This window comes from Aestuariibacter sp. GS-14, assembly GCF_006494365.1.
GTDB lineage: Bacteria > Pseudomonadota > Gammaproteobacteria > Enterobacterales > Alteromonadaceae > Alteromonas > Alteromonas mangrovi.
On sequence record NZ_VHIP01000005.1, the window covers coordinates 192,271 to 214,653 of the forward strand.

Sequence of the window (22,383 nt, forward strand, 5' to 3'; positions counted from 1 at the left end):
TGTTTCACCCGCCGCATTGCACACTTCAATCATTCCTGCTGAGGCATTGATTCACCGGTAGCCATTACTACCCATGTTACCGGGCCCTGACGGTTCAGGAACACATCCATCTTGATTTTTATTTATAGGCTTAAACACGGAGGTCTATTATGCGAAGCATCACTCCCATCGCCTGTGCGGTATTGAGTGTATTGTTACTCACCGCTTGTGGCAGTAACAACGGCAAAGAACAGGTAAATCAACACAACGGTGGCAACCCAGGCGGAGCAACCATCGACACGGCTTATCAGGGCGTGTGGGTAGCCAGTGGCTATGCCGATGCGCTGCAAGTGAAAAGCAACAGCGTAAACTACTATAAGTTCTCCAGTGATTACTGCGTTTTACAAGCAAGCTTTAATGGATTAACCACGGCGGAATTAAACCGAAGCGTAGCACTGAGTAGCGACGAATCATCACTGATTTGGACCGCAGGCTATGGAACCGACACTTTTGGCGCGCCGCCACGTACGCTCAATAAAGAGAGTAGTCTGCCAGCAGCCTGCGAGGATAATGTGTTAACCGCCGAATCGACACTGAGTAACCAGGACTTATTTGCGCTGTATACTCAGATCATGCAGGAATATTACGTTGATTTTGAGCGTATGGGCATTGATTGGCCTCAACTCGCCTATAACCAGAGTTTAACGGTTACCACTGACATCAATACGCTCTATGAATCTGTGTATAACACATTTACCGCACTGCAGGATGGGCACAACTCATTTAAAGCGGCAGACGGTACCCTGATCAAAGTGCTGGGTAAACAAACACACACCATGGATTTAATTGAGGAATATGCGCTTAACCACAACCTGCATTACCCTCTCAGAGCCAACGAAATGACGGCAAGCAGGATTGCCGCCATAGAAGCGTATCTGGACAATGCATTGCACACCGAGCAGGCCATTGTACTGAAATATGCAACCAGTGACGTTGAACAGGATAGCACTGAACAGATCACCTGGTTCCGTATTGATGACATTGGCTATTTGCGTATCGAATCTATGACGGGTTACAGTTCGGTATCGGACGACGAGGACGACTTGGCACACACGACGTCTGCATTAAACAACCTGAACATTGCCATCGATCAGGCCCTCTCGGAGTTAAGTAACACAAACGGCCTGATTATCGACATTCGCGCAAACGGCGGCGGGAATGATTATATTAGTCTGGCTATTGCCAGCCGCTTCACCGATACAGAATATTTGGGTTATCAGAAGTACGCCCGCGACGGCAACAGTGTAACGCAAACACAACAAGCGTTAATTGAACCATCATCACACGTTAGTTATACCAACAAGCCGTTAGCACTATTGGTAAGCGCAGATACGGCTTCCGCAGCAGAAGTATTCACTCTCGCAATGCAGCCGCATGGGCAAGTCACCATTATTGGTACTGCCACACAAGGTATATTCTCCGATATTCTCGAATGGGTACTACCTGGCGGGCACACACTGGGCTTGTCTAACGAAGTGTATCTGTCTGCTAACGATGAGTGGTACGAAGGAAGTGGGATCCCGGTGGATATCGAGGTGCCGTATTTTTCTCGCGAAGACCGAGACAATACTGTGGATCCCGGAATTGAAACTGCATTGGGTGTGCTGAACTAACAGCAAATTTAAACACACGTTGATGCTGGTGGTAAGTGCGCGTACCACCAGCATCTCTCGGCGTTATTGAGCTTCGCTCTTTGCCAGCGACGCTATCTTGATTTTAATAAGCTTGGCAATGCTGAATGGCGAGTTCTCCTGGGTAAGCCAGATCTCGTCTTCACTTTTTACGCACAACCCTTCAACCTGTCCGTAACCAGTTAACGTAAAACTGTCCATCAGGTTGTAATCTTCAGATAAAAACGCGATAAATGGATCAACAATACCAAAAGCACTGCTGTTGTATCCCACTACTACATAACGATTGTGAAACGGATCCCAATCGGCCCCGGTTACGATACCGGGCAGACCTTCAATAGCAATTACCGGCGCAATTTGCTGCTCTGCTGCCTGTTTATCCAAATGGTAAACATGCAGCGTTTTGGTGAGCCAGCTTTTTGAAAACAGTACCAATTTGTCGCTACGCGCAACCATGGCCTCTGCATCAAAGTCGTGAGCATATAACTGGTTGTTCTTGGGGTCGTAATTATCGTAGGTGAACGTTATTAGGGAGTCATGGGTTAAATCACCCCGATTTACTTTGTGAATAAGTAATTCTTTGCGTTTACCTGCGTTATTACCAAAATCGCCGATGTAAAAGTACTTATCATCCGCGGTAACTGACTCCCAATCGTGATTCTTGTTGGCAACGTCAACGCTTTCAATAATCACACCGTCATCATCAATGCGATACAAAGTAGGGCTATTACCCGAATCGGCAATTGTGTACTGCGCATCAGCGCTACAAATTAACCCTGAGGTCTCACCTAACTCCGCCATCAGGCCATGTTCTGCTATAACCGTTAACTGACCTGAATTGGCGGTAGTGGTGGTACTGCAAGCCATGGGAAACAATAAAACAAACAGCGCAAACGAGCGGGACATGCGACGCGACAACTTAGAAAACTCCGTACGAACAGGCGTGTGAAAGCGGTCAAGCATAGCGGCTCGCCCCCACCCACTGCAAACGGTATTTTCGCTTTAATTCGACGTTTAACATTCCAATGTATTACGCTATCAACGTTAGTTTGAGTCCGTTTACAACACCGAACCAGTTAATTACCTATGTAAAATACGTAAGACGTATTTATTTGGATTATTTACGTATCCGCATAACAGCTAATGCCAGAATCATTAATCCTAGCCCGAATGGCGCGGGCACCGGATCAGAGCCACCACTACACGCGGGGTCATTTGGATTTGCCACACAATAATCCAGCGTTTCCTGGAGCTTCACCTCTGCAAAGTTAGTCACAAACGCCGTTAATGCATTAGTGTCTGAGGTATTCAGTTCTTCCAGATCAAATCCATGACCACCGTTATTAGCAGCAAGGGTTAACAAATCAGTAAAGTCGCCACCAAGTACTACGTTAAATAACGCCGAGCTTTGCTGCAGTAATGCATCCAGTGACGCTGCGTCGTATTCGGTATCGCTGTTACTGGCTTCGTCTGCAAACAAAATCAGGTTTTTTACTGCGTCATCGCGGTAGGTTAGCCCCGCACTCTCGGACGCCAATGCATCCAGCGCGTATGCCGTTGCATCATAAGCAGGTTCATTAGAGCCAATGGAATACAAATCATTGGTGAAACCTGCGAAGGTGGTAGCGTCAACAAAGTCGGTTAATAAACGAATGCTATCGCCAGCAAAACCATAACCAATCAGGGCAAACTGCGCATCGAGTCCGCCTGCTTGCAAAATACTGGCAAACAAACCAATACTGTTGCCCAGGTTAGAATGAATGTTGCTCATGGAGCCACTTTCATCAACAATCATAACAATGTCAGTTTTTACAATGCCAGCCTGTGCCGGTACTGACATCCCTGCCAAAACAACCACAAGCACGCAAAGTATCGCTTTGAAACGTCGGCTGATTAATTTTTTCATGTCTACTACCACCGCGATAATGCTTTGTTAATCAAAGAAAAATGCAAAAAACATTCCACTTATAAAAAAGGCTGAAGATCATTAGGTTAGCAGTTTGGTGATCACAGCCCTATAACGGCAGTGTAAAATTAGCTGACACTATTACTGCTATGCTAACAGACGTATTTTCGGTATTGTGACGGTAATTTTACCTAATAGGTTTACCGCAGCTACACGGTGAAGCGAAGCCTGATTCGCGGTGTGCTGTGAATAGTAATGATAGGAATATGTTGTGACAGATCCCACTTTAGCTCTGGTTACCGTTGGTTTACTTTCCATTGGTTGTCAGTACTTTGCCTACCGCATCCGTTTGCCCGCTATATTGCCATTACTGGTTATTGGTATTCTGGTTGGGCCGGTGTTTGGTGTATTGAATGCGGACAATTTATTCGGTGACCTGTTGTTTCCGGTAGTGTCGCTCTCAGTTGCCATCATACTGTTTGAGGGCGCGCTTACCCTGAAATATCAGGACATCGCCGGACACGGAAACATGGTAAGAAACCTGTGTTCTATTGGTGTGTTAGTTACCTGGGTAATTGCCACTGTGGTAGCGCATTTTGCGCTACAGGTAACCTGGCAGCTATCAGCTCTTTTTGGTGCCATAGTAACGGTAACAGGACCCACTGTAATAGTACCAATGCTGCGCACCGTTCGCCCTAAAGCCAATATTGGTAATATTCTTCGCTGGGAAGGAATCATCATAGATCCCATCGGCGCCCTGCTGGCTGTAATTGTATATGAGTACATTATTTCGGCTCAGGGTGCGATGTCGCATACCATTTTTGCCTTTAGCAAAACAATTGCCGTAGGTTTGGTAACGGGCCTGGCGGTAGGCTACTTTCTTGGCATTACATTGCGTAATCATTGGGTACCGCACTACTTACGCAATACAGCGGTGTTAACCATAATATTAGGCGCTTTCGCCGGTTCCAACTTTGTTGCCCACGAATCCGGCCTGTTAACCGTTACCATTGCGGGCATTATGCTAGCCAATATGCGCGATGTTGACGTAGCTGATATTCTTGAATTCAAAGAAACACTCAGTGTACTGCTAATTTCCGGGTTGTTCATTTTACTGGCGACGCGTCTCGACCTGGGTGCCATTGCACAGGTGGGCTGGGCGGCAGCCATCGTACTGGTTTCGATCATTTTTATTGCCCGCCCTTTGTCGGTGTTTATTTCTTCTTATGGCACTGGTTTAACCTGGCGTGAGCTGGCACTACTCAGCTGGATAGCGCCACGTGGCATTGTTGCCGCAGCAGTGTCTGCTTTATTCTCACTGAAACTAGAAGCGCTCGGTTACGACGGCGTAGAAGTTATTGTACCGTTAGTCTTTTTAGTCATTATTACTACCGTTGTATTACAAGGACTTACGGCCAAAGCGGTGGCAGGTTTTCTGGGCGTAAGAGCGCCTGTACCCAATGGCTTCCTGTTATTTGGTGCAAGTCACTTTAGCCGCCTGCTGGCCTCGGAACTTATCAAGCACAAAGTACCAGTGAGAGTAGCCGACACCAACTGGGATGCCATTCGTGAAGCACGGATGCAGGATATTCCGGTGTATTTTGGCAATCCCATATCGGAACATGCGTCATTGCATCTGGATTTGAGCAGCATAGGTACTGTGCTGATCTTGTCGCCTTACAAACAGTTAAATCCGCTGGTGTCTTATCATTTTGAGCACTCTCTTGGCGAAAACAAAGTGTGGGGACTAACCAATAATTTAATCAGCACCAGACCAAGCCATCAGGTGTCGGAAGATTACGCGAAAAAACTATCGCTATTCGGCGAAGGCGTTACCTATGGCTATCTGGCCAGCACAGTCAGTCGCGGCGGAAAGATAAAAACCACGTCCATCACGCCAGAATTTACTTATCAGGATTACCTGCGCAAGTATTCAGATAAGGCTACACCGTTAATTGCCGTTGATGAAAACAAGCGATTACACGTTATGTTAAGTTCGAATGAAATGAGTCCTAGAGCAGGATGGAAGCTTATTAGTCTGGTGGAGCCGGAGGCTTTGCCGAAGGAAGAAGTAGCGGCGATTACCCAGGAGAAGTAGTTAAGAATAGCACCCTGTCTTGCGACAGGGTGCCTCTCCCTGGAAAAAACGAGCAATTAAGTGGTGCGTTAGGTGCAACCGTTAGTGTTTTTGATTTACTCAATTACAACGTCGACTGTTGATAGCAATACATGGGCCAACATGCCATAAAATCAATTTACATTAAATTTCAAAAGCTTACAAATAAACTACGTAAGGTAAAACATTTTATATTATACAATTTTACCCAAAACAGGGCGTGCACCGACATTCACGCCCAATTTTGGTGACTATTATTTGATCACTCGGGTCTTATTCAGGTAAGGAAAAAATCTTACCTCTGTAGCGAATTGACAACGTTAAGGGTTTTGTCCAGTGCGCCGCTATTTCTAACGAGCTCATGAAAGCCAGCCATGCCCGCGCGATGTGCTGATTCAGGATCATCCAACCAATGCTTTATTTTTGCCTGTAACCCGAATCCATCTTCAATCAGAGTGAGTGCACCAGCTTCAACCAGCTTGCTACATATTTCCGGATTATTATGCGTGCTCATGCCCATCAGAATCGGCAATTTCTTCGCCGCAGGCTCCAGAGCGTTATGGCCGCCCCGCTCGGCAATACTGCCGCCCACAAAGGCGATATCCGCTACATCGTAGGCTGCATTTAAACGCCCCATTTCGTTAACCAGCACGACATCACATTGCGCGTTGATTGTCGGAGAATCAGCACTACGCAACAATTGTAGTCCGCTCTTAACAACCATTTTCGCAACCAGCTCAAATCGCTCCGGATGTCGCGGGACCAGAATTAACAACAACTTTGGATATTGGGTTTTAAGCTCTCGATATGCATCAAGCAATACTGACTCTTCCGGATCATGCGTGCTACCGCCAATAAGAATTTGCCGCTTTTGCTGCTCAAGCTCCAAAAAATTGGCTTTGGATGATGTTAATGCAGCAGCCTGATCAAATTTTATGTTTTGTGTTAGCGTTAATTTATCGCCAGCCATACCCAGAAACTGGTAATTATTGAAGTCCCGTTCACCCTGAGCACACACGTGGGATAGCTTATGTAACATTGGCTCAAACAAAGCAGGGAATTTTTTATATCGACGGGCAGAGCGATCTGTCATTCGAGCGTTAATAACGACAACCGGGATGTTGCGTTTCCAACAGGCATGTATCAAATTGGGCCACAATTCCACCTCGGTGATCATTACCATGCTCGGCTTGATACGCTTTAACATACCTGCCATCGCCATGTGTAAATCGTAGGGTAAATAGAAATGATGCACCGCATCGCCAAATATAGCTCTGACTCTTGCTGATCCGGTTGGCGTAGTAGTGGTGACGGTAATCTGAACGTCAGGCTGTTCCTGCATTATGCGCTTAATCAGACAGGAGGCCGCCACAACTTCACCTACAGACACACAATGAAACAAATATCCCTGCTGTTTAGGTGCGTGTGCAACGAAGCCAAAGCGCTCAAATCGCCGGCGATTGTAATCTTTCGATCTCGTCGAACCCCGGAGTACTAAATTGATAAACGCAAACGGGATCACCAGCACCAGTATAAAAGAATAGAACCAGCGAAAGGCATCCTGATACCAGGTCGGGCGATAGGGTTTATTGAGTTCGGTCATATTCTGTTTGCGTCATCAAATTGTCGTGTTTGGTTGCTTAACTATTCAACCATCGCATTAGGAGAATCGTTATTTTCAGGCAGTATCCGCAACCATGATTTCGCCACCCTCATCCACAACTTCGGTTTTATTGGTGCGACTCAGTTCAATGGGGGACATTGTAATGGCCTCAGGCCTGCCGTCCAACATAAAATCCCGATTTCCTGACGCCAACGTAACCTGGTTGGTTGAATCACCCTACGCTTCACTGGTAGAAACCCACCCTGCCATTGATAACGTTATTGTATGGCCGAGACAGCACTGGCGTTCACTGTGGAAAGGCCGCCAATACTGGCAATTGTTTAGCGCCATTCGCCGTTTTATAAACACTCTGCGTATACAGCAATTTGATATCGCTATAGACGCTCAGGGGTTACTTAAAAGTGCACTCTTTACCTGGTTAAGTGGCGCCAAACAACGCATTGGTTTTGTAAGTAAAGAGCGCAGTCACTGGCTGCTTACCGAAAGCGTAGTTAAACCTCTTTCTCCTCAGATCAGCAGTGAATACCGGCATCTCGGACAATGGCTGGGTGCAACTGATTACTCACTGACACTGGGTATCCTGCCTGAAGATATTGATTACGTTAATTCTCTCTTGCAACAACATTCTATTCCAACAGATTACATTGCAGTTGCGCCGTTTACGACCCGTCCTCAAAAGCACTGGCCAGTTGAACATTGGAAAGCACTACTTACCTCAATAGCCTCTGAGGGTAAATCGATTGTGGTGCTGGGGGGACCCGCTGAGCGGTTACTTGCCGCAGATTTAGTTAACGGCATTGCCAATTGCTATGTACTGGCGGGTGAACTGTCTATGCGACAAAGTGCGGCTGCTATCCTATTGTCACGTGGCCTAATAGGTGTGGATACTGGCTTAACCCACATGGGTACAGCACTGTTAACCAACACAATCGCTCTTTTCGGTTCAACGATACCGTATACACAAACCGATTCATCACGCACGCAGGTTTTGTTCGAAGCAAAGCCATGCTCACCGTGTAAACGAAGACCTAGCTGTAACCAACATTTTGATTGCATGAAAGATTTACTTCCCGAACGGGTATTCGAGAAGGTCAAACAGTGGAATGTACATGAAAATATGTCACGTTGAGTTAGGCAGACACTTGTATGGCGGTGCCAAACAAGTAACGTATTTGGTTGAGGGGCTTGCTAATCTTGAGGGGTTCGAACAACATCTTATTTGTGCTGCAGGCAGTGAAATAGCCAGTGCGCATTTACCTGGTTGCGCTATACATGCGTTACCTTATTCAGGGGAACTGGATATAACGTTTGTGTTCCGGCTAGTTAAACTGCTAAGAGTATTGCAACCTGATGTTCTTCATATTCACAGTCGCAGAGGTGCGGATGTGTGGGGTTCCATGGCAGCTATCCGAACCGGTATACCCACAGTGTGCACTCGGCGAGTAGATAATCCGGAACACCGATTAAACCGATTTAAATATGCCCCTTTCAAAGCAGTAATCAGTATCTCTGAAGGCGTTCAACGCGTAATTGCCCCGTTATGTAAATCGGGTCAATTACAGAATGTAATTCATTCAGCTGTGGATCTTAAGGAATACGCCTGCGTCCCCGACAAAGCGCGATTTCATGCCGAATTCAATATTCCGTTGGACCATACTGTCATCGCTAATTTCGCCCAGTTAATACCACGCAAAGGACAGCAGGATTTAATTGACGCTATGCCACAAGTATTGGATCAGTTTCCAAAGGTTACCTGTTTGTTATTTGGCAAAGGTAAGCAATTGGACGCCTATCGTGAGCGTATTATTTCACTAGGATTAGCATCACATGTTCGGTTATGTGGATTCCGACATGACGTGCCTCGGCTGTTACCCAATATTGATCTAATGGTTCATCCTGCACATGCTGAAGGACTCGGTGTAATTTTATTGCAAGCTGGCGCATGCGGAATACCGGTTATTAGTTGCCCATCAGGCGGCATACCAGAAATCATCCAACACCACAAAACAGGCTTTCTGGTACCGGTAAACAGCCCCAATGATCTTGCTTCACAAATATGTGTAGCTTTAGAAAACCCTTCCCTCACCAGACAAACTGGCCTCGCGTTATATGAACATATAAAACGCCAATTCTCTATTGAAAGTATGACTTTGGCATACGCCGATATTTATCAGTCTCTAACCTTTAAGTGATCCTATGTTGTATTGGGCGGTATCAAGGTTGGGTGTAAATGTGCTGGTAACCATCCATTTCGCTTGGTAAGCGGCTTGATAAAAGTAGAATCGTGCAAATAGTGAAGAGTATCGTACCTGTATTGGTTGTTTATTTAGGTCAAAATATATCAACTCAAAGAAGGAGGTAATATGACGACAGTAAAAGCATATGGTGCAACGGCACCAGATTCCGGGGTTCATCCATTGAATATTGAACGCCGTGCTTTACGGGATACTGATGTGGCAATTTCCATTGATTACTGCGGTGTATGTCATTCCGACCTGCATACAGTAGAAAACGATTGGGGCGGCACAACTTACCCTATCGTTCCAGGCCATGAAATTGTGGGTACCGTAACGGCTATTGGTCCGAATGTAACCAAATATAAAGTAGGCGATCGCGTAGGTGTGGGTTGCCTGGTTGATTCATGTGGTCATTGCGGTGCATGCGAACATGACGAAGAGCAATTCTGCGCAGAAGGTTTACACGGCACCTATGGTGGCGTAGATCGCCTAGACGGTACACCGAATCACGGTGGCTACTCCGAAGCCATTGTTGTAAAAGAGTCTTTTGTACTCTCTATTCCGGACAACCTGGATCCTGCCGCTGCGGCCCCCATTCTTTGTGCTGGCATTACTACCTACTCGCCTTTGAAACACGTGGGTGTGAAGAAGGGCGATAAAGTGGGCGTGCTTGGTATGGGTGGCTTGGGTCACATGGGCGTGAAATTTGCGAAAGCAATGGGTGCAGAAGTGACCATTTTCACCCGTTCTGTTAGCAAAGTGGACGAAGCCATTAGCCAAGGCGCTGATCATGTCATCATTTCAACTGATGAATCTCAGATGGCGGCAGCAAGTGAGCAGTTCGATTATTTGTTGGATACCATTCCAGTAGAGCATGATTTTAATCCTTACTTAAATTGCCTGAAGTACAATGGTGTGCACATCGTAGTGGGTCAGCTTACGCCGCTGGAACCTGCCTTGAACACAGCTGCTCTGGTGTTAAAGCGTCGCTCTGTAATGGGTTCTCTGATTGGTGGACTGGCTGAAACACAGGAAGTGTTGGATTTTTGTGCAAAACACGATATTACCTGTGACATTGAAATGCTTGATATGCAGGATATCAACGCAGCTTACGAAAGAATGAAAAAAGGTGATGTTAAGTATCGCTTTGTTATCGACATGGCGACTCTCAAAGCAAGTTAATCTCTACAATAGCCAGTGACGTCTTCACTGGCTAATCTTTCTACTGTATTTACCTCATTTCCCGCTTAATTAAACAGATAGTATCCTTACCAGAGTCATCTTTAGCTAAATAAGTAAATTGAACAGCTGTTTATTTTTGAACCAATCCATAAATACTGTTTATATTAGCAAATAAATATTTATTATCATAAAGTTACATTTCATCAGTACGTAACCCCCATGTAATTACATTTACTTAACCATACAAAAGACAAAGCCAATCCAATTTGGATACCAAACACAATATAAATAGCAGTATAAAGCTTATAATCACTCACATATTACTTATCTTATGCAAAATTATAATTTATGTTTTTTAATTTTTATCAGTGAGTTATGAATAAAAACTTTCGATAACAATATATAAAACACGTATTATTTAGGTAATGGCATTTATATTACATACAGACATGCAAAAAATATGAATTTGAAATGTGATGCGTGAGACTCAATCTCGTAAACGCTAAAAACAAAAAGGCCGCTCAAAGAGCGGCCTTTTTTAGCTTTGACAAAAGTCAGCGATTAAACGCCAGCTTTCTCAACAACGTCAACCAATACCCAAGTTTTGCTCTTAGAGATTGGTGCACATTCGCGTACAGTTACTGTATCGCCTTCGTTGCACACGTTGCTTTCGTCGTGAGCGTGCAGTTTAGTAGTACGCTTGATGAACTTCCCATAGATTGGGTGTTTTACGAAACGCTCTACTGCAACAGTAATGGTTTTATCCATTTTGTTGCTAACCACACGACCTTGTACTGTACGAATTTTTTGTTCAGACATTACGCATCAGCCTTTTGAGTCAAAATGGTTTTAACACGCGCGATGGTACGACGCACTTTCTTCAGCTGGTCGGTTTTTTCAAGCTGGCCAGTTGAATGCTGCATGCGTAAGTTGAACTGTTCGCGTAGCAGGTTTAACAACTCTGCGTTCAGCTCTTCTACGCTTTTGTCTTTCAGTTCAGCTGCTTTCATTACATCACCGTCCGAGTTACAAAGGTTGTTTTAAATGGCAGTTTAGCCGCAGCCAATGCAAACGCTTCGCGTGCCAGAGACTCAGGAACACCTTCCATCTCATACAGTACGCGACCCGGTTGAATCTGGCATACCCAGTACTCAACGTTACCTTTACCTTTACCTTGACGCACTTCAAGAGGCTTCTCAGTAATTGGCTTGTCAGGGAAAACCCGAATCCAGATTTTACCTTGACGCTTAACGTGACGAGTCATAGCACGACGCGCTGCTTCGATTTGACGCGCAGTCATACGACCACGGCCAATCGCTTTTAGACCGTAAGTACCAAAAGCAACCGTGTTACCAGTGGCTAAACCACGGTTACGGCCTTTGTGCATCTTACGGAACTTCATGCGTTTTGGTTGTAACATGATTAGCCCTCTCGCTTCGCGTTGCGGCCTTTCTTCTTAGGTTGAGCGGCAGGAGCTGCTGCTTCTTGAGTTGTAGGTAAACCACCTAGAACTTCACCTTTGAAGATCCATACTTTAACGCCGATGATACCGTAAGTAGTTGACGCTTCAGAGGTTGCGTAATCGATGTCCGCACGGAAAGTGTGCAGAGGTACGCGACCTTCACGGTACCATTCAGAACGTGCAATCTCTGCACCGCCCAAACGGCCGCTAACTTCAACTTTGATACCTTTGGCGCCGAGACGCATTGCGTTTTGTACTGCGCGTTTCATAGCACGACGGAACATAACACGACGTTCCAGCTGGCTGGAAATGCTGTCAGCTACTAGCTGTGCATCCAACTCAGGCTTACGTACTTCTGCAATGTTAATCTGAGCAGGCACACCGGCCAGCTTAGACACATAGTTACGCAGCTTTTCTACGTCTTCACCTTTCTTACCGATTACTACGCCTGGACGAGCAGTGTGAATAGTCACACGAATGCTCTTAGCAGGACGCTCGATCACGATCTTAGACAGTGAAGCGTTTTTCAGTTGTTTAGTCAGATACTGACGTACCTGATGATCATTAAACAGGTTATTTGCATAGTCTGCAGTATTAGCGTACCAGGTAGAAGTCCATGGTTTGCTGATACCCAGGCGTATGCCATTAGGATGTACCTTCTGTCCCATTATCTACTCCTAGTTATCCGCTACAACCACGGTGATGTGACTGCTACGCTTAAAGATACGATCAGCACGGCCTTTGGCACGTGGCTTGATACGTTTCATCGTTGGACCTTCATCAACGAAGATCTTAGCGACGCGCAATTCATCAATGTCTGCGCCTTCGTTATGCTCTGCGTTGGCGATGGCTGATTCTAATACTTTCTTAATCAGCGCAGCGCTTTTCTTCGGGCTGTACGTTAAAAGCTCAAGCGCTTTTTCAACGTGCAATCCGCGAACTTGATCCGCAACCAAGCGTGCTTTTTGAGCCGACGTGCGGGCAAAGCGATGTTTAGCTAATGCTTCCATTTCCTACCCCTTAACGTTTAGCTTTCTTATCCGCGACATGGCCGCGGTAAGTACGCGTTGGCGCAAATTCGCCCAACTTGTGGCCGACCATTTCGTCACTTACGATGACAGGTACATGTTGGCGACCGTTATGGACCGCAATGGTCAACCCAATCATATCTGGGATGATCATCGAACGACGTGACCAAGTTTTAATTGGTTTACGGTCGTTCGCTTCCACTGCAGCCTCTACCTTCTTCAACAAGTGCAGGTCAATAAAAGGACCTTTCTTGAGAGAACGTGGCATGGTGAATCCTCGCTATTACTTGTTACGACGACGTACGATAAGCTTATCAGTACGCTTGTTGCTTCGGGTTTTCTTACCTTTAGTAGGAACACCCCAAGGAGTTACTGGGTGACGGCCACCAGAAGTACGACCTTCACCACCACCGTGCGGGTGGTCTACCGGGTTCATGGCAACACCACGAACAGTAGGACGAACACCGCGCCAACGGCTGGCACCTGCTTTACCCAGTGAACGCAGCATATGCTCTGCATTGCCTACTTCACCAATGGTGGCGCGGCAATCAGACAATACTTTACGCATTTCGCCAGAACGCAGACGTAAAGTAACGTAGTTACCGTCGCGTGCCAGGATCTGAGCGTTAGCACCGGCAGAACGTGCAATTTGTGCACCTTTGCCAGGTTTCATTTCGATAGCGTGAACAACAGTACCTACTGGCATGTTGCGCATAGGCATTGCGTTACCCGCTTTAATTGGTGCGTTTGAACCAGATTGAACGACGTCACCAGCCTGGATGCCTTTAGGCGCCAGGATGTACTTACGCTCACCATCTGCATACAGTACCAGAGCAATGTTTGCAGAACGGTTAGGATCATATTCTAAACGCTCAACTTTCGCTGGAATGCCGTCTTTATTACGTTTGAAGTCAACCAAACGATAGTGATGCTTGTGACCACCACCGATGTGACGAACAGTAATACGACCATTGTTGTTACGGCCACCGTTTTTGCTGTTCTTTTCTAACAGAGGTGCATAAGGTGCACCTTTGTGCAGGTCAGGGTTAACTACCTGAACAACGTGACGACGACCGGCAGAAGTTGGCTTAGCTTTCAATAATGGCATTTCTAATCCCCTGCTTACTCAGCGCCACCGACAAAGTCGATGTCCTGACCTTCTTTAAGCACTACGTAGGCTTTTTTCCAGTCGCTGCGTTTACCGAAAGACATACCGTGACGCTTGGTTTTACCCTTAACGTTTACAGTACGAACACCTTCAACCTCAACTTCAAACAGTTTCTCAACTGCTGCTTTGATTTCAGCTTTGTTCGCGTCTTTAGCTACTTTGAATACTACAGTGTTGTTCGCTTCAGCAGCCATAGTAGACTTTTCTGAAACGTGAGGTGCACGAAGCACCTTCAGTAGACGTTCTTCGTTCATGCTAACGCCTCCTCAAGCTGTTTAACTGCTTCAGCAGTAATCAGCACTTTTTCAAACGCGATAAGGCTTACCGGGTCGATACCTGCAACGTCACGTACGTCAACTTTGTACAAGTTGCGCGCCGCCAGGAACAGGTTTTCTTCAACCTCTGGAGTCACGATTAATACATCGTTCAGTTCCAGTTCGTTAAGCTTAGCAAGCAGAGCTTTAGTCTTAGGTGTATCAACACCGAACTTCTCAACCACAACCAGACGGTCTTGGCGAACCAGTTCAGACAGGATGCTCTTGATCGCGCCGCGATACATTTTCTTGTTTACTTTTTGTTCGAAGCTACGAGGCTTAGCAGCAAATGCACGGCCACCGCCAACCCAAATCGGGCTACGGATTGTACCAGCACGAGCACGGCCAGTACCTTTTTGACGCCATGGCTTCTTACCACCACCGCTTACTTCTGCACGTGTCTTCTGCGCTTTAGAACCCTGACGAGCAGCGTTACCATAAGCAACAACTACCTGGTGTACCAGGGCTTCGTTGAATTCACGTCCAAAGGTCGCTTCGGATACTTCAAGAGCGCTTTGCGCGTCTTTCAATGTTAATTCCATCAGTTCAACTCCCAGACGTTACGCTTTAACAGCTGGCTTAACGATCACGTCGCCGCCAGTTGCGCCAGGTACGGCACCTTTAACCAGTAACAGGTTGTTCTCTACGTCTACACGTACAACTTCCAAAGACTGAGTAGTCACTTGCTTGTTACCAAGCTGACCAGCCATTTTCTTGCCTTTGAATACTTTACCTGGAGTTTGGTTCTGACCAATTGAACCAGGTGCACGGTGAGACAAAGAGTTACCGTGTGTATTACGTTGAGAATTAAAATTCCAACGCTTAATAGCACCAGCAAAACCTTTACCTTTAGACGTACCAGTTACGTCAATTCTTTTGGTGTCATTGAAAATTTCTACAGTGATTTCACTGCCAACTTCAATGTCTGCACCTTCGTTATCTTCCAGGCGGAATTCCCAAAGACCACGACCAGCTTCAACGCCAGCTTTTGCAAAGTGACCTGCAGCAGCTTTGTTTACGCGGTTCGCTTTTTTGGTGCCTGCAGTAACTTGCAGTGCGCGATAACCGTCGGTTTCTTCAGTGCGTAACTGAGTAACACGGTTTGGGGTCGCTTCAATAACAGTCACAGGGATCGACGTGCCATCTTCAGTGAAGATGCGAGTCATACCCACTTTACGACCGATTAGACCAATCGCCATTGTTATAACCCTCTTCTATTAGCCCAGGCTGATTTGAACATCAACGCCGGCTGCCAAGTCCAGACGCATCAGAGCATCAACGGTTTTGTCAGTTGGCTCGATGATGTCTACCAAACGCTTATGAGTACGGATTTCATATTGATCACGCGCGTCTTTGTTAACGTGCGGAGAAATCAGAACTGTATAGCGTTCTTTGCGAGTAGGCAGTGGAATTGGACCGCTGACCTGAGCACCAGTACGTTTCGCCGTTTCAACGATTTCAGCCGTAGACTGATCGATCAACTTGTGATCAAACGCTTTTAAACGAATACGAATTCTTTGATTTGGCATCGATTAAGCTCCAATCGAAAGAACAAAAAAATCATCTTCTCACTCCCCTTCGTACGGGATGAAAAGATGTGCTTATAAACCAGTGATTCCCAATCGGAATCTTGTTCTTTGTTTCTGACACACCCGCGACATCGACAAGATGCTGCTTTGGCGTCCACCCTAAAAGCAGTGTGGCAGCGGCCGAAACCATGTCATCTATAAAGGATATAGGAGACAAGTGGGCGCGAATTATACAGATTAACAAAACCAATGCAACTGCTGATTGCGATTTAACCCTAGTTTTTTACCGGGTCTGGTTTCTGCCTGCTGCGCTGCACTCAAACTGTACCTTAGTACATTACTTTGTCAGCAAGGTTGCTTTACGGTTAGCACAGCACGGTTACTTAAATAAGGAAAAATCCATGAAGATGTCTGAAAGCGACAAGCGCAAACTCGACCTGTTTATAAAGACTATGTTTGTTTGCGCTGTAGGTGGAGGTATGTTGAATATCGTTTACTCTCAGTTTGTATACGATGTGTCAATTCTAGAGAACCCTATTACCAATACGATCTTACTTTTCATGGTACTGGGTAAAATGTTAGCCAGTGATAATACTGACCAATAAACATTCATTCGTTCAGTTTCTGAATACTTATTAATTTTCTAATCTGATTTTGCGCAAAATTTGCGTCAATTTAAAAACTAGAAGGAAATTATTATGTATGAACTAACAAATGAACAGATGAACGAGATTGGTGGCGCTGGATTCTCAGAATTTATTAATGAACTATTTTATGACGTTGGTTACGGTGTCGGTTATGCCGCAGGTTATTTTTACAACAATGTCATGATAAGTAATGGCGTGATTGATGACTTTGCCAATACACTCGGAGAATAGTCTATGACCAACGATACTAAAATTTTACTTAATGACTCGGAACTAGAATTAGTTTCAGGTGGATCGCTTAGTTCTTTTGTCGGCGTTACAGGCTATATAGGCACATATATTATGATGGTTACCTGGGCAGAAAATTTTGGCGCAGGACTTGGTAATGGTTTTTATGATGGATTGCATCAATAAACTGCCGAATTTGCTTTGAACTAACGTTTGAACAAATATTAATTACTCCTATTTTATGCCGGATACTTTCTCCGGCTTCATAACTCTTCTTAAGTTAATTTAAGAGAAATTCTGTGATAGCAAATAGCTTTTTGATGCATATGCCTCGGATATACTGCTGGCTTGGGTCTACAGTAGCATGCTGGCTACTCTGGCTCAGCGCCTCACTCATTACCTTTGCGAGTAGCCATACTGCAGATTGGTCTGCGCCCGGAAGTGCGCTGTTGTTGATAGCGCCGATCCCCATGCTGTTTACCAGCATTCGTATTTACCGCAAGTATGCAGCAAACACCAAGCGTTAATCGGCATCCAGATACGTGGTCATTTCCTCGTGAATGCTGTTGCGCATTTCCATCAGCTTAATGGCCGATTCGCGCTGTCGTCTGTCCTGCTCGGTTAGAGGTTCCCACTCTGGTACCAGAGCAGGTTTGCCGTTTTCGTCCATGGCCACCATTACGGCAATGCAATGGGTGCATAATTCGCGCTCTGCGTTCTTCGGATCGCCGGCCCGAACATGTATACGTAAATGCATAGAGGTTCGGCCGGTATAAATTACTTTGGCGTCTACTTCTACCATACTGCCAACCAGAATGGGTTTAACAAAGTGCATACCGCCTACATACGCGGTAATGCAATACCTGCCGCTCCATCCCGCAGCGCAGCCATAAGCACACAGGTCAATCCATTTCATTACCGCACCACCGTGAACTTTGCCTCCAAAGTTCACATCGGCAGGCTCCGCTAAAAATCGCAGCGTTAACGAACGTTCAGTTCCTGGCATAGGTAGGGTCCCGTATTTTTATTGTGGTTATCAGCCTGCAATGCAACAGACTTTATTTGTCTATTCAAAGTACTGTACATTGAAGCGTATTACAATTCAGGATGTTATTGTATGGATACATCACGCTACCCCACTCTGCTTATGTTGTTGGTTGCCCTGGTTCAGGGCTTCTGTTTGTTAATCCTGCACGAATCAATCGAATTTGAATTCTGGCCGGCAACGTCGCCGAGCTGGCTCTATACCTTATATGCGTTTGTATTAGTGTGCCCCACAATGTTTTTGCTGGCAGCGAATAATGCCAACACCCTTCGCTTAGGCACCGGTGCAGTAGGGTTTGCCTTGCTTTGTGCTGCACTGGCCTATTACACCGGCCTGCAAGTAATACCGCTACCTCATGCCGATGTTGAAGAACTGTTGTTCCCGTTTTGCTTTGCCATTAGCCTGCTCACGTTTAAAGCGCTGATGTACCTGCAAGTGTGGGCAGACGACGAGCCGCTGGACTACCCCAAGTTGTTCAGTTACTCCTGGCGAAACCTGTTAACCCTGGGGCTCGGGCTGGCGTTTACTCTGGTAACCTGGGGCGTGCTCATGCTTTGGGCAGGCTTGTTTAAGGTAATCAACATTGATTTCTTTTACGACCTGTTTACCGAAGAGTGGTTTTATTATCCCATACTCACTATGGCCCTTGCCTTTGGCATCATCTTAATCCGCAGCCTTACTGTTATTGTGGATACCATCAAGCGACTTCAGCAAGTGTTACTCAAATACCTGCTGGTATTGCTGATTTTTGTGTCGCTGCTCTTTTTAGTCACCCTGCCGTTTACTGGCCTGGAACCCATTTGGGAAAATGGCCCTGGCAGCTATTTAATGCTGTGGATGCAAGCCTGTATTCTGTTTGCGTTAAACAGTGTTTACCAGAGCAATGCTAACGAACGCCCCTATGCGCTGCCGGTTCACCGATTTATCTATGGTGGCATTGCACTTCTGCCGTGTTACAGCGCCCTGGTATTTTATGGATTGGCATTGCGCATAGAACAGTATGGTTGGTCGGTGAGTCGTTTCTGGGGAATCATTGTGTGGGCTCTGTTGGCCTTGTTCTCCATTGGCTACGTGCTTGCCATAGTGCGTAAACGCGATGCGTGGATTGCCACCCTGGGCAAAGTGAATGTAGGTATGGGTGTTGTACTTATGCTTACACTCGTTGCGGTAAACAGCCCTTTGCTAGACCTGCGAAAGCGCACGGTTAATGACCAGTTGAACCGCATCGCTGAAGGTAAAATCGCAATCGATGACATCGACATTCAGTATTTTGAGCGCCACCTGGCAAAGCCCGGATTTGACGCCATCGAAAAGTGGAAGACAACTTACCGCGATACTCACCCTGAATTTGTGATGCGCCTCAATCAGCTGTATATGAATTGGGATGAGATAAACAGTGAAAATGATAAAACACTACTCATGAGTAACGTTAAGTGCATACGCGATTGTGCTGCTCCCAGTGAATTACTCGAACAGATTTATATTGATTTGAGCGCTAACCGTTGGGTCATGAGAGATATAAAACATCTGTACTTACTGCAGGTTGACCCCAATGAAGACGGCGAAACCGAGTACCTGCTTATTCAGGAAACTGTGTATGGCGGAACAACCTTTTATTTGTATGCCTGGCAACAGCAGTGGCAAAAGCTGATCGTAAACTCAGTAAATACCAAGGGTGACTCGCCAGAAGGTGACATACTTAAACTACTGGAAAACGCCACTGTGCTTTACGAAGCCCCGAAATATAAACACATCCGCATTGGCGACCTGATTATTGGCACCCACCTGGATGACAACCACAGTCAGACTTCAAAACAAGCTGAGGAACAATAATACCAATTCACATAGAAGTTTACCTTCTCAGCAACCCCCTGAGGGTGAACTAGCAGGCTTTTTAGCTAGGCTTGATTGCACAGGTTTGGTGGTTCCAAATCAAGCAAGCGTAACAACGCTAAAAAGTCGGCCAGTTCGCCCTTAGGGAGTTGCCCAAAGGGAGTGGCCAAAACGACTTATATCTTTGTTGCGCCCTCTGGACATAGAATGACTATGCCTCAGAGTGCGCGTCGTGATCTAAGTCGTTTTCGACTAGCCCTCAGGGATCACTCTGAGAGAGCAAACTTCTATGCGAATTGGTATATATTACCGGCCGGTAAGTTGCCTGTTCAGCCACGCTGAATACGAGCCTTACCGGCGGCCTTTGCCTGATACATTTGTTTGTCGGCTTCAATGAGCACCAGATGTTCATCTGCACAGGCCGCCCCGTCCACCAAACCAACTGAAAACGTCACCTTGCTGCATCCGAGTTGTCGCAACTCTTTGGGTAAAGCTTCACACGCTTGCAGCAATTTCCCGATGGCGACTTGTGCATTATCAACCGTGGTATCCGGTAGAATAATTAAAAACTCTTCACCGCCAATGCGCCCAAAAATATCCGTTGAGCGCAACGACGCCCTTGCCTTGTCTGCCACAAACTTCAACACCATATCACCAACGTGATGGCCCAACTTGTCGTTGATCAGCTTGAAGTTGTCCAGGTCGGCAACTGCAACGGGTAATGCTTTTTGTGATCGTAAAGCCAGCTTGTGCTCTCTGGAAAGTAACGCCAGTGTTTGGCGACGATTAAACACTCCGGTTAATTCGTCGGTATGCGCCAGTTTGGACATATAGTCGCGCTGCCCTCTCACCAGCCAAAGCACCAGCAGTATGGCAATGAACGCAATTGCCAGTACAGCAACCACCAGCCAGACGATGGTCTTTTCCCGCGACGCCACCGTTAATTCAGCAGTTTGACGCGCATTTTTCTCTGCCAGCACCTGATTGTTTAGTTCAGCCTGTTCCAATTGAAACTCAGCACGCGATTGCTGATACCGCTCGGCATTGGTTTGCTTAATGTAGCTTTCATATGCCTTGTGGGCTTCATAGAGCACTTGATAAGCCTGTTCAAAGCGCCCGAGCCCGGCGAGAATGTCAGATTTTTTAATCAGCGCATCATAACGCTGGTTCAGCATGGATTCGTTCACTGCCAGTTGCCGTGCTCGTTCTGCAACAACAAGCGCCTCTTCCAGCCTGTGCTGTCTTTCCAGTAATCGCAAAATCATGATATTGGTACTAAATTGCATGTAGCGGTTTTGTGATGACTCGAACACGCTAAGCACATTATTGAGTGAATCCAACAATTCAGTATCTGATTTGGACGCCACTTGTGGGTTATCCATATGTAAGCGAACCAATTCTACTGCTGTGTAAGCTTCGCCCTGCTTATCTCCTAGCGACAGTGATATAGCCATACTTTCGTTGAAATAATCGAGGGCCGTCTCTGGCTGTTTTAAATCCAGATAGGCTTTCCCTAATCCAAACAGAGAATTAGATAGCTCCACCTGATTCTGAGTCTGTCTGTAATAGTCGACAGACTCGATAAAATAAGGAATAGTCAGTGCGGGGGCGTGCTTGTATTCATACACTAGCGCAATAAAGGACGCCACATGGGCAGGGTCCATTTTAGTGCCAACAGGGTCGCGCTGCGCTTGCAGATAGGCGTCTTGCAACACGGTAAGCGCCTTGTCGAATTGCGCCAGCGTGATATACGCCGACCCCAGTGAAAGTCGGCTGTTAGCCAGCAACGCTTCATCATTGTTCTGTTGTGCCCACTCAAGGGCTCTCAATCCATAAGTTATACCTGCTTCGGCATCGCCTTGCATTTCATAACTTGCGCACACTTGAGCATTAGCCCACTGCAAAAGTTGCGTATCTTTCGCTTTTTCGGCTAATGAAACCACCAGCAGACTTTGTTCCAGCGCCTGCCCACCCAGAATGGCCGCGTAATACGCCTCACTTAGTACATATCGGTACTGCGCCTCGATTTGCTCAGACGGCAATCTGCCTTGCTCCAGTAACGAGGTTATTTGTTTGATGACAGCCGTTGGGGATTGATTGATATCTGCGCGCAAGGAAGCCAAATCATCGTCGAATTCAATTGCATTTGCACTCAGGGTAAGGCAAGCAATGGCAACATAAGTAAGCAAGCCGATTACGTACGGAATCGCAGATTTAATATTAAATACTCCAAATAAACTGTATCTGAATAAATTTTACTGTTCAGTTCGCATTTCCATATTTATCTGAATCAGGACCCGCAAGACAGCACTTAGTACAATGACACATATTTAACTGTAACAATAAGCTGAACCCACAGGCTGATGCAATATTAGGCTACACTTTTGGTAGTAT

The 22,383-nt window shown here is 46.1% G+C and carries 25 protein-coding genes; 9 read left to right on the plus strand and 16 right to left on the minus strand.

The annotated features are described in order from the left end of the window. Positions 1–149: 149 nt before the first annotated feature. Complete coding sequence (locus tag FJ444_RS10460) at positions 150–1,652, plus strand: S41 family peptidase (RefSeq protein ID WP_140958234.1); 1,503 nt, start codon at positions 150–152, stop codon at positions 1,650–1,652. A gap of 63 nt (positions 1,653–1,715) precedes the next feature. Here FJ444_RS10460 and FJ444_RS10465 read toward each other — a convergent pair whose 3' ends face one another. Both FJ444_RS10465 and FJ444_RS10470 read right to left on the minus strand, forming a co-directional pair. Further along, positions 1,716–2,633, minus strand: coding sequence for a hypothetical protein (locus FJ444_RS10465; RefSeq protein WP_140958235.1), 918 nt, complete (start codon positions 2,631–2,633; stop codon positions 1,716–1,718). A 154-nt stretch (positions 2,634–2,787) separates the two neighbouring features. Further along, entirely contained in the window at positions 2,788–3,576 is a 789-nt protein-coding gene (locus FJ444_RS10470; protein WP_140958236.1) for a vWA domain-containing protein, read from the minus strand. A 271-nt stretch (positions 3,577–3,847) separates the two neighbouring features. On the opposite strand from FJ444_RS10470, the gene FJ444_RS10475 reads away from it, so the two are divergent. Continuing rightward, on the plus strand, positions 3,848–5,674 hold the full coding sequence (locus FJ444_RS10475) for a sodium:proton antiporter (protein ID WP_140958237.1): 1,827 nt from the start codon (positions 3,848–3,850) through the stop codon (positions 5,672–5,674). Positions 5,675–5,987: 313 nt separating this feature from the next. Here FJ444_RS10475 and waaA read toward each other — a convergent pair whose 3' ends face one another. Next, complete coding sequence (gene waaA, locus FJ444_RS10480; protein WP_140958238.1) at positions 5,988–7,295, minus strand: lipid IV(A) 3-deoxy-D-manno-octulosonic acid transferase; 1,308 nt, start codon at positions 7,293–7,295, stop codon at positions 5,988–5,990. A gap of 163 nt (positions 7,296–7,458) precedes the next feature. Here waaA and FJ444_RS10485 point away from each other — a divergent pair, with 163 nt between their 5' ends. The 3 genes from FJ444_RS10485 to FJ444_RS10495 all read left to right on the plus strand — a co-directional run bounded on the left by FJ444_RS10485 (position 7,459) and on the right by FJ444_RS10495 (position 10,735). Then, the gene (locus tag FJ444_RS10485) at positions 7,459–8,445 is read left to right on the plus strand and encodes a glycosyltransferase family 9 protein (protein ID WP_255439121.1); all 987 of its coding nucleotides are present in this window, start codon (positions 7,459–7,461) and stop codon (positions 8,443–8,445) included. After that, the gene (locus FJ444_RS10490; protein WP_255439123.1) at positions 8,426–9,508 is read left to right on the plus strand and encodes a glycosyltransferase; all 1,083 of its coding nucleotides are present in this window, start codon (positions 8,426–8,428) and stop codon (positions 9,506–9,508) included. Before FJ444_RS10485 ends, FJ444_RS10490 begins: the two co-directional genes overlap by 20 nt. A gap of 171 nt (positions 9,509–9,679) precedes the next feature. Further along, a complete protein-coding gene (locus FJ444_RS10495; RefSeq protein ID WP_140958240.1) occupies positions 9,680–10,735 on the plus strand; it encodes an NAD(P)-dependent alcohol dehydrogenase in 1,056 nt (351 codons plus the stop codon). Positions 10,736–11,296: 561 nt separating this feature from the next. Here the strand turns inward: FJ444_RS10495 and rpsQ are convergent. Genes rpsQ through rpsJ form a run of 11 tightly spaced genes read right to left on the minus strand, consistent with a single transcriptional unit; the run spans position 11,297 to position 16,236 of the window. Further along, the gene (rpsQ, locus tag FJ444_RS10500) at positions 11,297–11,554 is read right to left on the minus strand and encodes a 30S ribosomal protein S17 (RefSeq protein ID WP_140958241.1); all 258 of its coding nucleotides are present in this window, start codon (positions 11,552–11,554) and stop codon (positions 11,297–11,299) included. Further along, a complete protein-coding gene (gene rpmC / locus FJ444_RS10505; RefSeq protein WP_140958242.1) occupies positions 11,554–11,745 on the minus strand; it encodes a 50S ribosomal protein L29 in 192 nt (63 codons plus the stop codon). Before rpmC ends, rpsQ begins: the two co-directional genes overlap by 1 nt. Next, complete coding sequence (rplP, locus tag FJ444_RS10510; protein WP_140958243.1) at positions 11,745–12,155, minus strand: 50S ribosomal protein L16; 411 nt, start codon at positions 12,153–12,155, stop codon at positions 11,745–11,747. Before rplP ends, rpmC begins: the two co-directional genes overlap by 1 nt. Before the next feature lie 2 nt (positions 12,156–12,157). Further along, positions 12,158–12,865 (minus strand): 30S ribosomal protein S3, encoded by a 708-nt coding sequence (rpsC, locus tag FJ444_RS10515; protein WP_140958244.1) that lies wholly within the window; start codon positions 12,863–12,865, stop codon positions 12,158–12,160. Between the two features lie 9 nt (positions 12,866–12,874). After that, positions 12,875–13,207, minus strand: coding sequence for a 50S ribosomal protein L22 (rplV, locus tag FJ444_RS10520; RefSeq protein ID WP_140958245.1), 333 nt, complete (start codon positions 13,205–13,207; stop codon positions 12,875–12,877). A 10-nt stretch (positions 13,208–13,217) separates the two neighbouring features. Beyond that, a complete protein-coding gene (gene rpsS, locus FJ444_RS10525) occupies positions 13,218–13,493 on the minus strand; it encodes a 30S ribosomal protein S19 (protein ID WP_119499832.1) in 276 nt (91 codons plus the stop codon). A gap of 15 nt (positions 13,494–13,508) precedes the next feature. Continuing rightward, positions 13,509–14,333 (minus strand): 50S ribosomal protein L2, encoded by an 825-nt coding sequence (rplB, locus tag FJ444_RS10530; protein WP_140958246.1) that lies wholly within the window; start codon positions 14,331–14,333, stop codon positions 13,509–13,511. A gap of 14 nt (positions 14,334–14,347) precedes the next feature. Then, complete coding sequence (gene rplW, locus FJ444_RS10535; protein WP_073324251.1) at positions 14,348–14,647, minus strand: 50S ribosomal protein L23; 300 nt, start codon at positions 14,645–14,647, stop codon at positions 14,348–14,350. Then, positions 14,644–15,249, minus strand: a complete 606-nt coding sequence (rplD, locus tag FJ444_RS10540) for a 50S ribosomal protein L4 (protein WP_140958247.1) — start codon at positions 15,247–15,249, stop codon at positions 14,644–14,646. The genes rplW and rplD overlap by 4 nt, the downstream gene beginning before the upstream one ends. An 18-nt stretch (positions 15,250–15,267) precedes the next feature. Further along, positions 15,268–15,906: a 50S ribosomal protein L3 gene (gene rplC, locus FJ444_RS10545; protein ID WP_140958248.1), complete on the minus strand. Its 639-nt coding sequence runs from the start codon at positions 15,904–15,906 to the stop codon at positions 15,268–15,270. A gap of 18 nt (positions 15,907–15,924) precedes the next feature. Then, the gene (gene rpsJ, locus FJ444_RS10550; protein ID WP_010179497.1) at positions 15,925–16,236 is read right to left on the minus strand and encodes a 30S ribosomal protein S10; all 312 of its coding nucleotides are present in this window, start codon (positions 16,234–16,236) and stop codon (positions 15,925–15,927) included. Between the two features lie 401 nt (positions 16,237–16,637). Between rpsJ and FJ444_RS10555 the strand changes: the two genes are divergently transcribed. From FJ444_RS10555 to FJ444_RS10565, 3 genes are all read left to right on the plus strand, one after another. Continuing rightward, on the plus strand, positions 16,638–16,841 hold the full coding sequence (locus tag FJ444_RS10555; protein WP_140958249.1) for a hypothetical protein: 204 nt from the start codon (positions 16,638–16,640) through the stop codon (positions 16,839–16,841). A gap of 93 nt (positions 16,842–16,934) precedes the next feature. Next, complete coding sequence (locus tag FJ444_RS10560) at positions 16,935–17,114, plus strand: hypothetical protein (protein ID WP_140958250.1); 180 nt, start codon at positions 16,935–16,937, stop codon at positions 17,112–17,114. 3 nt (positions 17,115–17,117) lie between these two features. Further along, a complete protein-coding gene (locus FJ444_RS10565; RefSeq protein ID WP_140958251.1) occupies positions 17,118–17,297 on the plus strand; it encodes a hypothetical protein in 180 nt (59 codons plus the stop codon). A gap of 337 nt (positions 17,298–17,634) precedes the next feature. On the opposite strand, the gene FJ444_RS10570 is transcribed toward FJ444_RS10565, so the two are convergent. Further along, positions 17,635–18,117 carry an acyl-CoA thioesterase gene (locus tag FJ444_RS10570; RefSeq protein ID WP_140958252.1) on the minus strand — a complete coding sequence of 161 codons (483 nt, stop codon included), beginning with the start codon at positions 18,115–18,117 and terminating at the stop codon, positions 17,635–17,637. A gap of 111 nt (positions 18,118–18,228) precedes the next feature. Here FJ444_RS10570 and FJ444_RS10575 point away from each other — a divergent pair, with 111 nt between their 5' ends. Then, entirely contained in the window at positions 18,229–19,989 is a 1,761-nt protein-coding gene (locus FJ444_RS10575) for a DUF4153 domain-containing protein (RefSeq protein WP_140958253.1), read from the plus strand. A 329-nt stretch (positions 19,990–20,318) separates the two neighbouring features. On the opposite strand, the gene FJ444_RS10580 is transcribed toward FJ444_RS10575, so the two are convergent. After that, positions 20,319–22,178 (minus strand): tetratricopeptide repeat-containing diguanylate cyclase, encoded by a 1,860-nt coding sequence (locus tag FJ444_RS10580; protein WP_140958254.1) that lies wholly within the window; start codon positions 22,176–22,178, stop codon positions 20,319–20,321. Between the last annotated feature and the right edge of the window lie 205 nt (positions 22,179–22,383).

What these genes read in the sequence shown, in the direction of transcription:
- FJ444_RS10460 (WP_140958234.1), top strand. Translation starts at nt 150, where the DNA reads ATGCGAAGCATCACTCCCATCGCCTGTGCGGTATTGAGTGTATTGTTA.
- FJ444_RS10465 (WP_140958235.1), bottom strand. Translation starts at nt 2,633, where the DNA reads ATGCTTGACCGCTTTCACACGCCTGTTCGTACGGAGTTTTCTAAGTTG.
- FJ444_RS10470 (WP_140958236.1), bottom strand. Translation starts at nt 3,576, where the DNA reads ATGAAAAAATTAATCAGCCGACGTTTCAAAGCGATACTTTGCGTGCTT.
- waaA (WP_140958238.1), bottom strand. Translation starts at nt 7,295, where the DNA reads ATGACCGAACTCAATAAACCCTATCGCCCGACCTGGTATCAGGATGCC.
- FJ444_RS10485 (WP_255439121.1), top strand. Translation starts at nt 7,459, where the DNA reads ATGGCCTCAGGCCTGCCGTCCAACATAAAATCCCGATTTCCTGACGCC.
- FJ444_RS10490 (WP_255439123.1), top strand. Translation starts at nt 8,426, where the DNA reads ATGAAAATATGTCACGTTGAGTTAGGCAGACACTTGTATGGCGGTGCC.
- FJ444_RS10495 (WP_140958240.1), top strand. Translation starts at nt 9,680, where the DNA reads ATGACGACAGTAAAAGCATATGGTGCAACGGCACCAGATTCCGGGGTT.
- rpsQ (WP_140958241.1), bottom strand. Translation starts at nt 11,554, where the DNA reads ATGTCTGAACAAAAAATTCGTACAGTACAAGGTCGTGTGGTTAGCAAC.
- rpmC (WP_140958242.1), bottom strand. Translation starts at nt 11,745, where the DNA reads ATGAAAGCAGCTGAACTGAAAGACAAAAGCGTAGAAGAGCTGAACGCA.
- rplP (WP_140958243.1), bottom strand. Translation starts at nt 12,155, where the DNA reads ATGTTACAACCAAAACGCATGAAGTTCCGTAAGATGCACAAAGGCCGT.
- rpsC (WP_140958244.1), bottom strand. Translation starts at nt 12,865, where the DNA reads ATGGGACAGAAGGTACATCCTAATGGCATACGCCTGGGTATCAGCAAA.
- rplV (WP_140958245.1), bottom strand. Translation starts at nt 13,207, where the DNA reads ATGGAAGCATTAGCTAAACATCGCTTTGCCCGCACGTCGGCTCAAAAA.
- rpsS (WP_119499832.1), bottom strand. Translation starts at nt 13,493, where the DNA reads ATGCCACGTTCTCTCAAGAAAGGTCCTTTTATTGACCTGCACTTGTTG.
- rplB (WP_140958246.1), bottom strand. Translation starts at nt 14,333, where the DNA reads ATGCCATTATTGAAAGCTAAGCCAACTTCTGCCGGTCGTCGTCACGTT.
- rplW (WP_073324251.1), bottom strand. Translation starts at nt 14,647, where the DNA reads ATGAACGAAGAACGTCTACTGAAGGTGCTTCGTGCACCTCACGTTTCA.
- rplD (WP_140958247.1), bottom strand. Translation starts at nt 15,249, where the DNA reads ATGGAATTAACATTGAAAGACGCGCAAAGCGCTCTTGAAGTATCCGAA.
- rplC (WP_140958248.1), bottom strand. Translation starts at nt 15,906, where the DNA reads ATGGCGATTGGTCTAATCGGTCGTAAAGTGGGTATGACTCGCATCTTC.
- rpsJ (WP_010179497.1), bottom strand. Translation starts at nt 16,236, where the DNA reads ATGCCAAATCAAAGAATTCGTATTCGTTTAAAAGCGTTTGATCACAAG.
- FJ444_RS10555 (WP_140958249.1), top strand. Translation starts at nt 16,638, where the DNA reads ATGAAGATGTCTGAAAGCGACAAGCGCAAACTCGACCTGTTTATAAAG.
- FJ444_RS10560 (WP_140958250.1), top strand. Translation starts at nt 16,935, where the DNA reads ATGTATGAACTAACAAATGAACAGATGAACGAGATTGGTGGCGCTGGA.
- FJ444_RS10565 (WP_140958251.1), top strand. Translation starts at nt 17,118, where the DNA reads ATGACCAACGATACTAAAATTTTACTTAATGACTCGGAACTAGAATTA.
- FJ444_RS10570 (WP_140958252.1), bottom strand. Translation starts at nt 18,117, where the DNA reads ATGCCAGGAACTGAACGTTCGTTAACGCTGCGATTTTTAGCGGAGCCT.
- FJ444_RS10575 (WP_140958253.1), top strand. Translation starts at nt 18,229, where the DNA reads ATGGATACATCACGCTACCCCACTCTGCTTATGTTGTTGGTTGCCCTG.